Source organism: Streptacidiphilus sp. PB12-B1b, from assembly GCF_014084125.1.
Lineage (GTDB): Bacteria > Actinomycetota > Actinomycetes > Streptomycetales > Streptomycetaceae > Streptacidiphilus.
Genome location: NZ_CP048405.1, coordinates 4235589 through 4247579 on the forward strand (window position 1 = coordinate 4235589; position 11991 = coordinate 4247579).

Consider the following 11991-nt stretch of genomic DNA (forward strand, 5'->3'; position numbering starts at 1 on the left):
GGGTGTGGTCGGGGCGGAGGTCATGAGCGGCCCAACTGCCGGTCGAGGTAGGCGAACACCTCGTCGTCGGTGGCCGCCTCGATACCGCTGGCCGGCAGCTCATCGGGTCCGGCGGTATCGGCGGCGACGGGGACGTGCGTGGTTGCCGCGCCGCCGGGCACACCGCCCGGTTGCAGCCGGGTGAGCGCGCGGCGCAGCCGGTCGGCGAGCTGCTCCCGCAGTGGCTGGTCGTCCGGGAGTTCCGGGAGTACCGGGAGGTCCGCCAGCAGGGCTTCCATCCGGTCGAGTTCGGCGAGCAGGGCACCGGCGGCGCTGGGCCTGGCGGCCGAAGTGCGCTCGGTCAGATGCCGGGCCAGCGCCTCCGGTGTGGGGTGGTTGAAGACCAGCGCGGCGGGCAGCCGCAGCCCGGTGGACGCCATCAGCCGGTTGCGCAGTTCGACCCCGGTCAGCGAGTCGAAGCCGATCTCCTTGAACGGCCTTGCTGGCCGCACCAGTTCGGGCGAGCTGTGCCCGAGCACGGCCGCCGCACTGCCACGGACCAGATCCAGCAGCACCCGGTACGCCTCCTCCCCGGAGAGCGCGGCCAGTTGCTCGGCGACGGAGGCCGACGCGGGAGCGGCCGCAGCCGCCCGGACCCGCGCCGGGCGCACCAGCCCGCGCAGCACCGGGGGCACCCGGTCGGCGGAGCGCAGCGCGGCCGGGTCGATCCGCGCGGCGAGCTGGTAGGCGTACGGCCCGGACAGCGCGGCGTCGAACAGGGCCAGGCCCTCGGCCGAGGTCAGCGCCCCGGCGCCGGAGGCGCCCAGGCGCCGCACGGCGGCTCCGGTCAGCCCGGCCGTCATCGCGCTGCGCTGCTCCCACAGACCCCAGCCGATGGAGGTGCCCGGCAGGCCCTCGGCGCGGCGCTCTGCGGCGAGGGCGTCCAGTACGGCGTTGGCGGCGGCGTAGTTGGCCTGGCCGGCCCCGCCGAACAGTGCCGCGCCGGAGGAGAACAGCACAAACGCTGACAGGTCGAGGTCCCTGGTCAGTTCGTGCAGGGCCAGTACGGCATCGCTCTTGGGCCTCAGCATCGAGGCGAACTGACGATTCGTCAATCCGGTGACCGTCCCGTCGTCGAGCAGCCCGGCCGCGTGCACCACCCCGGTCAACGGGTGCTCGCCGGGTACGGACGCCAGCAGTGCGCGGAGCGCGGCGCGGTCGCCGACGTCACAGCTGGCCACCGTCGTCCGGGCACCCAGCGCGGAGAGTTCCGCCAGGAGTTCGGGCATGCCGTCGGCGGCTTCGCCCCGGCGTCCGACCAGCAGCAGGTGCCGCACCCCGTGCTCGGTGACCAGGTGCCGGGCGACCAGGCGGCCCAGCGTTCCGGTGCCGCCGGTGACCAGGACCGTGCCGTCCGGGTCGAGCGGCGCGGGCAGCAGCATGACGTTCTTGCCGACTCCCCTGGCCTGGCTGAGGAATCGCAGGGCCTCCGGCGCGCGGCGGACGTCCCAGCCGGTGACCGGCAGCGGGTGCAGGGCCCCCTGCTCGAACAGGTCCAGGATCTCGGCGAGCATCTCGCCGATGCGCTGCGGCCCGGCTTCCATCAGGTCGAAGGCCCGGTAGCGCACGCCGGGGTGCCGGGCGGCGACCTCGTCGGCGTCGCGGACGTCGGTCTTGCCCATCTCCACGAAGCGGCCGCCGTTGGGCAGTAACCGCAGCGAGGCCTCCACGAACTCCCGTGCAAGGCTGTCGAGTACCAGGTCCACGCCGCGTCCGCCGGTGGTGCGCAGGAACCGGTCGGCGAAGTCCACGGTGCGGGTCGAGGCGATGTGGTCCTCGTCCAGGCCCGAGGCGTGCAGCAGTTGCTGCTTGCGCGGGGCAGCGGTACCGAACACGGTGGCTCCGGCGTGTGCGGCGAGTTGCACGGCCGCCATGCCCACGCCCCCGGCGGCGGCATGGACCAGCACGGACTCCCCGCGCCGCAGGCCGCCGAGGTCGAACAGGCCGTAGTAGGCGGTGAGGAAGACCACCGGTACGGACGCGGCCCTGGCGAACGACCAGCCGGAGGGTATCCGGGCGATGGTGCGCCGATCGGCCACGGCCACCGGGCCGAAGGCTCCGCCGAAGATGCCCATGACCCGGTCGCCGGGGGCGAGATCGTCCACGCCGGGCCCGGTCTCCAGGACGACCCCGGCGCCCTCGCTGCCGAGCCCCTGCTGCTCCGGGTCCGGATCCAGGCCGAGGGTGGTGATGACGTCGTGGAAGTTGAGCCCGGCGGCGCGCACCGCGATGCGCACCTCGCCCTTGCCCAGGGGCGCGAGCGCGTCCGGAGCCGGGGCGAGTGCGAGGCCCTCCAACGTGCCCTGTCCGGCGACCAGCCGCCAGGCGGGCTCGCCCGGGGGTACGGCGAGCACTGCGCCGGGTGCGTCGGCCGCTCCGGACGAGCGGGCCAGCCTGGGCAGCAGCAATTGGCCGGCGCGCACGGCCAGTTGTGGTTCGCCGCAGGCCAGGGCAGCGGGCAGGACGACGGCCGGGTCGTCGTCCCGGTCGAGGTCGAGGAGGACGAAGCGGTCCGGGTGCTCGGTCTGGGCGCTGCGCAGCAGGCCCCAGAGGGCGGCCTGGGCCAGATCGGCCGGTCGGTCGCCGGGGCCGGTGCGGACGGCGTTCCTGGTGAGCAGCACCAGCCGGGTGTCGGCCAGTCGTTCCTCGGCGAGCCAGCCCTGGATCAGGGCCAGGCCGTCGCGGGTGGCGGCGCGCACCCGTTCGGCCGGGTCGGCGAGGGCGGGCGTCGGGCACTGCGCCACGACCAGCCCGGGCAGTGCGGTGCCCGCGTCGAGTGCGGCGCACAGCGCGTCCAGGCTCGACCAGGCGGCTGCGGGGGCGGCGTCGGGGACGGCCGTGCCGAGCGCCGCCCAAACGACTGGAGCGACCGGGGCAGCCGGGTCAGCGGCCTCGGCCGGGGCGGGTGCCGGTGTCCAATCCAGGTGGAACAGCAGGTCCGTGGTGCGGGCGGCGAGGTCGAGCGCGCCGGGTGCCACCGACCGCAGCACCAGCGAATCCACGGTGAGCACCGGTCGGCCGGAGAGGTCGTGGACGCTGAGGGTGACCGCGTCCGGTCCGGCGGCGGCGAGCCGCACCCGCAGGGTGGTGGCTCCGGCGGCGTGGCTGGTCACCCCGGTCCAGCTGAACGGCAGCCGCGCGCCGCCGGGTTGGTCCGGCAGCAGGGCGGCGGTCTGCAGGGCCGCGTCCAGCAGCGCCGGGTGGACGGCGCAACCGCCGGCGTCGGCGTGCTGCGGCTGCTCCAGCACGACTTCGGCGAAGACCTCGTCGGTGCCGGTACCGCCGGTGCGGCTGTCCCCGGTACGCCGCCAGGCCGCGCGGACGCCCCGGAAGGCCGGACCGTAGGCGTATCCGGCGTCGGCGAAGCGCTGGTACAGGTCGTCCACGTCCACGGCTTCGGCCCCGGACGGCGGCCAGGCCAGCAGGGCGGTTGCGGCGGGTACGGCGGTGGCAGCGGTTGCGGTCGTGGGCGCCAACAGGCCAGTGGCGTAGGGCGTCCAGGGCTGGTCGGCGTCCGCCTGGGGTCGGGCGTAGACGGTCAGCGGGCGTCGTCCGTCGGTTTCTGCTGCCTCGACCCGAAGTTGCAGCTGGAGCGCGCCGTGTTCGGGCAGGATCAGCGGTGACTGCAGGGTGAGTTCCTCGACCACCGGGCAGCCCGCCTCGGAACCGGCCCGCAGGGCGAGCTCCAGGAAGGCCGTGCCCGGCAGCAGCACGACGCCGGAGACCTGGTGGTCGGCCAGCCAGGGGTGGCTGCGCAGCGACAGTCGGCCGCTCAGCAGCAGTTCGCCGCTGTCGGCGACCTCCAGGGCTGCGCCGAGCAGCGGATGCCCGGTGGACCCCAGTCCGGCCGACGCCACGTCCCGGCTGGTGCTGGGGACGTCCAGCCAGAAGCGTTGCCGTTGGAACGGGTAGGTGGGCAGCTCGACCCGCTTGCCGCCGGGGAAGGCGGAATCCCACTCCACGGGCAGCCCATGCGTCCACGCCTCGCCCAGGGAAAGCAGCAGCTGCCGCAACCCGCCCTCACCACGCCGCAACGTACCCACCACCACGGCCTCCACACCGGCCGCCTCCACCGACTCCTGCACCCCCACCGACAACACCGGATGCGGACTGGGCTCCACAAAGAAACGAAACCCCTCCCCCAACAACGCCCGCGCAGCCTCCTCGAACCGCACCGTCTGCCGCAGATTCCGAAACCAGTACCCGGCATCCAACTCCGCCGTGTCCAACCACCCCGCCGTCACCGTCGAAAAGAACGGAACCACACCCGAACACGGCTCAATACCCGACAGCTCGCCCAACAACTGTTCCCGCAACTGCTCCATCTGAGCCGAGTGCGAGGCGTAGTCCACCTCGATCCGCCGCGCCCGTACGCCCGTTGCCAGCAGGTCGGCGACGGCCGCGCGGACGGCCTCGGCGTCGCCGGACACCACCGTGGAGGCCGGGCCGTTGACCGCCGCCACCGACAGCCGACCGCCCCAGCGGGCCAGCAGCTGGTCAACTTCGGTTGTGGGAAGGGAGACTGAGGCCATGCCGCCGTCTCCGGCCAGAACGCCCAGGGCCCGGCTGCGCAGCGCGACCACCCGGGCGGCGTCCTCCAGCGAGAGCGCGCCCGCCACGCAGGCGGCGGCGATCTCGCCCTGCGAGTGCCCCACCACCGCATCGGGCTCCACCCCGTAGGACCGCCACACCTGGGCCAGTGACACCATCACCGCGAACAGCGCCGGTTGGACCACGTCCACCCGCTCCAGCGGCGGCGTACCGGGCAGACCCCGCAGCACGTCCAGCAGCGACCACTCCACGAACGGCGCCAACGCCCGTGCGCAGGCGGCGATGTGCTCGGCGAACACCGACGACTCGTCCAGCAGGCCGGCCGCCATGCCCACCCACTGTGACCCCTGCCCGGGGAAGACGAACACGGTACGGCTGGAGAGGGCCGCGTCGGCGGTCACCGCTCCGGCGGTGGGGACGCCGTCGGCCAAGGCGCGCAGGGCGTCGGCCAGTTCGCCGCTCCGGCCGACCACCGCTGCGCGGTGGCGGTGCCGGGCGCGACCGGTGGCCAGCGAGAAGCCCAGGTCGGCAGCGGTCTCGGAGGCCGCCGTCCAGGCGGCCAGCAGGTCAGCCGCCTGGTCGCGCAACGCCTGCGGGCTGCGCGCCGAGAGCAGCAGCGGCACCGGCCCGGCCTCGGCGTACGGCCCGGCCTGCGGTCGGAGATCGGCCTCCGGAGCCTGCTCCAGGACGACATGGGCGTTGGTGCCGCTGACGCCGAAGGAGGAGACCCCGGCCCGGCGCGGACGTCCGGAGACCTCCCACGGATGGGAGTCGGTCAGCAGTTCCACGGCTCCGGCCGACCAGTCCACGTGCGGTGTCGGGTCGTCCACGTGCAGGGTCCTGGGCATCACTCCGTGCCGCATGGCCAGCACCGTCTTGATCACGCCGCCCACCCCGGCTGCGGCCGAGGCGTGGCCGATGTTGGACTTCAGCGAGCCCAGCCACAACGGCATTCCCAGCGGCCGGTTCTGACCGTACGTCGCCAGTAGCGCCTGGGCCTCGATCGGATCGCCCAGGCGCGTGCCGGTGCCATGGCCCTCCACCAGATCCACCTCGGTCGCGGCCAGTCCCGCATCGGCCAGGGCGGCTCGGATCACCCGTTGCTGCGAGGGTCCGTTGGGGGCGGTCAGGCCGTTGCTGGCGCCGTCCTGGTTGACCGCGCTGCCGCGCACCAGGGCCAGCACCGGATGCCCGTTGCGCCGGGCGTCCGAGAGCCGCTCCAGCAGCAGCATGCCCACGCCTTCGCCGAATCCGGTGCCGTCGGCCGCCGCCGCGAACGGTTTGCAGCGGCCGTCGGGGGCGAGCCCGCCCTGACGGCTGAACTCCACGAACAGCTCCGGGCTGCACATCACGTTCACTCCCCCGGCCAGGGCCAGGGAGCACTCGCCCGAGCGCAGCGCCCGGACGCCCAGGTGCAGGGCGACCAGGGAGGACGAGCAGGCCGTGTCGACGGTCACCGCCGGGCCCTCCAGCCCGAAGACGTACGCCAGTCGGCCGGAGACGATGCTGCCGGAGTTGCCGGTGCCGAGAAAGCCCTCGACGTCCTCGGGGATGAAGGGCAGCAGCCGGGCGGCGTAGTCCTGCTGCATCAGCCCGACGAAGACCCCGACCGGGTCTCCGCGCAGCTCGGCCGGGTCGATCCCGGCCTGCTCGAACATCTCCCAGGTGGTCTCCAGCAGCAGCCGCTGCTGCGGGTCCATCGCCAGGGCCTCACGCGGCGAGATGCCGAAGAAGTCGGCGTCGAACTCGGCCGCGTCGTACAGGAATCCGCCCTGCTGGGTGACGGAGGTGCCGGGGCGGTCGGGGTCCGGGTCGTACAGGTCGTCCAGTGCCCAGCCCCGGTCCGTGGGAAACTCCGCGATGCCGTCCGACCCGGAGGCGACCAGCTGCCACAGCTGCTCCGGATTGCGGACGCCGCCGGGGAAGCGGCAGGCCATCGACACGATGGCGATGGGATCGTCCTGCGCGACGGTCGGCCCGGCGCCCACCGTGTCAGGCAGCACAGCATTCTGATGGCCCATCAGTTGCTGGCTCAGGTACTCGGCCAGGACGGTGGGCGTGGGGTGGTCGAAGACCAGGCTGGCCGGCAACCGCAGGCCGGTGGCGTTGGTCAGCCGGTTGCGCAGCTCCACCGAGGCCAGCGAGTCGAAGCCCAGCTCGCGGAAGGCGCGGGCGGCGTCCAGGGTGTCCGCGGAGAGGTGCCCGAGGACGGCTGCCGCATGGGTGCGGACCAGCCCGAGCAGCAACCGGATGCGTCCGGCCCGGTCCAGGGCGGCGAGCCGCTGCCGCAGCGCGTCGCCCTCGGCCGGCGCCGCCTCGCCGGGCGCGGCTGCCCGCCGGGGCGGCACCCGGACCAGGCCCCGCAGCAGCGGGTGGAGCTCCTCGGTCGCCGCCCGGGCCCGCAATGCGGCGGTGTCCAGCCGCATCAGCACCAGCGCGGCCGGGTCTGCCGCCAGGGCGGCGTCGAACAGTGCCAGGCCCTGGTCGGTGCTGAGCGGCGGCATGCCGGAGCGGGCCACCCGCCGTACGTCGGCGTCGTCCAAGTGCGCGGTGAGGCCGCTGCGCTGGTCCCACAGCGTCCAGGCGAGGGACTGGCCGGGCAGCCCCTCGGCGCGGCGCTGCTGGGCGAGGGCGTCCAGAAAGGCGTTGGCGGCGGCGTAGTTGGCCTGGCCGGGGCCGCCGAAGGTCCCGGCGGCGGAGGAGAACAGCACGAAGGCGGCCAGGTCGTGGGTGCGGGTCAGCCGGTGCAGGTTCCAGGCCGCGTCGACCTTGGGACGCAGCACGCTGTCCACCCGCTCGGGGGTGAGCGCGGTGACGACGCCGTCGTCCAGCGCCCCGGCGGTGTGCACCACGGCTGTCAGCGGGTGCTCTGCGGGCACACCGGCGAGCAGCTCGGCGAGGGCGTCCCGGTCGGCCGCGTCACAGGCCGCGATCCGGACGTCCGCGCCCAGCGCCTCCAGCTCGGCCCGCAGGGCGTCGGCGCCGTCGGCGGTCGGGCCGCTGCGCGAGACCAGCAGCAGGCGCCGGACGCCGTGCTCGCCGACCAGGTGCCGGGCGATGTGGGAGCCCAGCAGCCCGGTCCCGCCGGTGACCAGGACGGTGCCGTCCGGGTCGAGCGCACGACGGCCGACCGGTGCGCCGTCGCCGGGCTCGGCCGGTCGGCCGCGGACCCGGCCCAGCCTGGGGACCAGCACCTCGTCACCGCGCACGGCCAGTTGCGGCTCCCCGGTGGCCACAGCAGCGGCGGCCGATGCGGGTGCGGGTGCGGATGCCGTGCCGTCCGGCAGGTCGAGCAGGACGAAGCGCCCGGGGTGCTCCGACTGCGCCGAGCGCACCAGGCCCCAGACCGCGCTCTGCACCGGGTCGGGCTCTCCCCCGCCGGGGACGGCCATGGCGCGGCGGGTGACGACGACCAGCCGGGAGCGGGCCAGGCGCTCATCGGCCAGCCAGGTCTGGACTGCGGTCAGCGCCCGCTGCACGGCCTGGTGCGCGGCGGACACCGTCCCGGCTCCGGGCTGCTCGCCCTGATCGACGCGGCGGGCGTGGTCGCGCAGCAGGACCAGTTCGGGCGCGGGCAGGCCGACGTCCAGATCCGCCAGCAGCTGTCCCAGGTCGGCGACCGGTGCGGGCAGTGGTTCGGCAGGAGTGGTGGCCACCGTCAACGGGTGCCATTCCACCTGGAACAGGGCCTGATGCCGGGCACTGTCCGGGGCGGGCGCGGCGGCGGGGCGCAGCACCAGCGACTCCACCGAGGCCACCGGCCGACCGGCCGGGTCGGTTGCTTCCAGCGCTACCGCGTCCCGGCCCGCCGGGGAGATCCGCAGCCGCAGGGCGGTCGCGCCGGAGGCGTGCAGCGTGACACCGGACCAGGAGAACGGCATCCGTCCGCCGACGCTGTCGGAGTGCTCCAGGCCGAGCGGTTCCAGGCCGGTGGCGTGCAGGGCGGCGTCCAGCAGCGCCGGATGCAGGCCGAAGCGCTCGGCGTCGCGCCGCTGCGGCTCGGGCAGCACCGCCTCGGCGAACACCTCCTCGCCCAGCTGCCAGGCGGCCCGCAGCCCCTGGAAGGCCGGGCCGTAGCCGAAGCCGCCCTCGGCATAGCGCTCGTACATGCCCTCCACCGCGATCGGCGCGGCGCCGACCGGCGGCCAGGGCGCGGACGCGACAGCCTCGGACGGCTGGGACATAGGCTGCGGCGCCGGCTGCGGCGCCGGTTGGGCGAGCGTGCCGCTGGCGTGGCGCAGCCACTCCTCGCCGGGCTCCGCGCCGTCCGGGCGGGAGTGCAGGCTCAGCGGGCGGCGGCCGTGCCGGTCCGGCGAGCCGACCGAGAGCCGGAGCACCGCAGCGCCGGTCTCCGGGAGCGGCAGCGGGGCCTCCAGGGTGATCTCCTCGACCATGGGGCAGCCGACCCGCTCCCCGGCCCGGAGTGCCAGCTCCAGGAAGGCGGTGCCGGGCAGCAGCACGCTGCCCAGGACGGCGTGGTCGGCCAGCCAGGGGTGGGTCCGCAGCGACAGCCGGCCGGTGAACAGCACCCCGTCGGAGTCGGCCTGCTCGACCACGGCGCCCAGCAGCGGATGGTCCGCCGTGGCCAGGCCCGCCGAGGCGACGTCGGCGCTCTGCCCCGCGCCGTCCTCCAGCCAGTAGCGCTGCCGTTGGAAGGCGTAGGTCGGCAGCTCCACCGGTGCGGCCGGGGGGCCGCCGAAGACGGCGTCCCAGTCGACGCGAACGCCGCGCAGATGCAGCTCGGCCAGCGCTTCGGTGAACCGGCGCAGGCCGCCCTCGTCCCGGCGCAGCGTGCCGACGGCGGTGGCGTCGCCGCCTGCGTCCTCCACGGTCTCCAGGACGCCGACGGTGAGCACCGGGTGCGGGCTGACCTCCAGCAGCACCCGGTAGCCGTCGGCCAGCAGGGCCCGGGTGGCCTGCTCGAACTCCACGGTCCGGCGCAGGTTGCGATACCAGTAGTCACCGTCGAGCGCGGTGGTGTCCAGCAGCCCGCCGGTGACCGTCGAGTAGAACGGGACCTCGGACTGATGTGGCGTCAGTCCAGCCAGTTCGAGCTGGAGTTGCTGCTGAATCTGCTCCACATGGACGCTGTGCGAGGCATAGTCGACCGGGATGCGGCGGGCCCGCAGCTGTCGCTGCTCCGCCTGCTCCAGCAGCTCCTCCAACGCCTCGGCGTCACCGGACACCACGGTGGAGCGCGGGCCGTTGACCGCCGCCACCGAGAGCCGCTCGCCCCAGCCCGCGATCCAGGCGCGCACCTCGTCGACCGGGAGCGCCACCGAGACCATGCCGCCCAGGCCCGACAGCGCCCGCAGCGCCCTGCTGCGCAGCGCGACCACCCGCGCCGCGTCGTCCAGGGTGAGTGCACCGGCGACGCAGGCGGCGGCGATCTCGCCCTGCGAGTGGCCGACCACCGCGCCCGGCCGCACCCCGTACGAGCGCCACAGTTCCGCCAGCGACACCATCACCGCGAACAGCACCGGCTGGACGACGTCCAACCGCTCCGGTGAGGGAGTGTCAGCTTCTTTGCGCAGCAGGGGTATCAGCGACCAGTCGAGATAACGCTCCAGGGCCTGGGCGCACTCGTGCAGCCGGGCGGCGAACACCGGTGACTGCTCCAGCAGTTCCACCGCCATGCCGCTCCACTGCGAGCCCTGGCCGGGGAAGACGAACACCGGCTCGCCACCTGGACCGGCCGCGCCGCGCAGCAGGCCGGGGGCGTCCGCGTCGGCTGCGAGGGCGTCCAGGGCCCGGCGGAGTTCGTCCGTGGAGGAGCCGACCAGTACCGCCCGGTGCTCGTGGGCGGCCCTGGTCGTGGCCAGGGCGTGGCCCAACTCGGCCGGGTTCAGCTGCGGGTGGTCGTCCAGGTGGGCGCGGAGCCGACGGGCCTGGGCGGGCAGCGCCCCGGCGGTGCGGGCGGAGAGCACCCACGGCAGCACAGCGGCCGGGGAACCGGCATCGGTCCGGGGCTCGACTGGGGCGGCCGGTTCCGCCTGCTCCAACACCACATGGCCGTTGGTGCCGCTGACGCCGAAGGAGGAGACGGCGGCCCGGCGCGGACGGCCGGTCTGCGGCCAGGGCACCGCCGTGGTCACCAGCCGGACCGCGCCGGACGTCCAGTCCACCTGCGGTGAGGGGTTCTCGGCGTGCAGGGTCGGCGGGACGGTGCCGTGCCGCATCGCCAGCACGGTCTTGATCACGCCGCCGACCCCGGCCGCCGCCTGGGTGTGGCCGATGTTCGACTTCAGCGAGCCCAGCAGCAGCGGCTGTCCGGCGGGCCGGTCCTGGCCGTAGGTGGCGAGCAGGGCCTGCGCCTCGATCGGGTCGCCGAGCGGTGTGCCGGTGCCGTGCGCCTCGATCACGTCCACCTCGGACGGCGCCAGCCCGGCCGCCGCCAGCGCCTGGCGGATCACCCGCTGCTGGGCGGGGCCGTTGGGCGCGGTGAGCCTGCTGCTGGCGCCGTCCTGGTTGACGGCGGAGCCCCGGACCAGGGCGAGTACCGGATGGTTGTTGCGCCGGGCGTCGGAGAGCCGCTCCAGCAGCAGCATGCCCACGCCCTCGCCCCAGCCGGTGCCGTCGGCGGCGGCCGAGAAGGACTTGCAGCGGCCGTCCCGGGCCAGGCCGCCCTGGCGGCTCATCTCCACGAACGGAACCGGGGTGGACATCACCATCGCGCCGCCGGCCAGCGCCAGCGTGCAGTCGCCGAGCCGCAGCGCCTGGCAGGCCAGGTGGATCGCCACCAGCGAGGACGAGCAGGCGGTGTCGATGCTGACGGCCGGCCCCTCCAGGCCGAAGGTGTAGGCGACCCGGCCGGAGGCGACGCTGTCGGAGCTGCCGCTGCCCAGGTAGCCCGCGACGTCCTCGGGGACCTGCCGCAGCCGCACGGCGTAGTCCTGGTACATGACCCCGGCGAACACGCCGGTGCGGCTGCCGCGCAGCGTGGCCGGGTCGATCCCGGCGCGTTCGAACGCCTCCCAGGTGGTCTCCAGCAGCAGCCGCTGCTGCGGGTCCATCGCCAGCGCCTCGCGCGGGGAGATGCCGAAGAACGCCGGGTCGAACCGGCCGACGTCGTCCAGGAATCCGCCCTGCACGGCGTAGCTGGTGCCGGGGCGGAGCTGGTCGGGGTCGTCCAGGTCGTCCAGATCCCAGCCGCGGTCGGCGGGGAACGCGGTGATGGCGTCGGTGCCGGAGGAGACCAGCCGCCACAGCTCCTCGGGCGAGTCCACCCCGCCGGGGTAGCGGCAGCTCATCGCAACGATGGCGATCGGCTCGCGGTTGGCCGCCTCGGCCTCGGCCTCGCTCAGCCGCTGCCGGGTGCGGTGCAGGTCGGCGGTGACCCGCTTGAGGTAGTCGCGGAGCCTGTCGTCATTCACCATTGCTCGTCACCTTGCTCGTCACCTG

Annotated in this window: 1 protein-coding gene; it reads right to left on the reverse strand. The window is 74.7% G+C overall.

All coding sequences use genetic code 11. From position 1 onward, the window contains the following. Window positions 1-20: 20 nt before the first annotated feature. Complete coding sequence (locus tag GXW83_RS18890) at window positions 21-11966, reverse strand: type I polyketide synthase (protein WP_182444209.1); 11946 nt, start codon at window positions 11964-11966, stop codon at window positions 21-23. Window positions 11967-11991 lie beyond the last annotated feature (25 nt).

Bases quoted from the DNA above. Each gene is read 5' to 3' on its own strand.
- GXW83_RS18890 (WP_182444209.1), bottom strand. From the start codon at position 11,966: ATGGTGAATGACGACAGGCTCCGCGACTACCTCAAGCGGGTCACCGCC.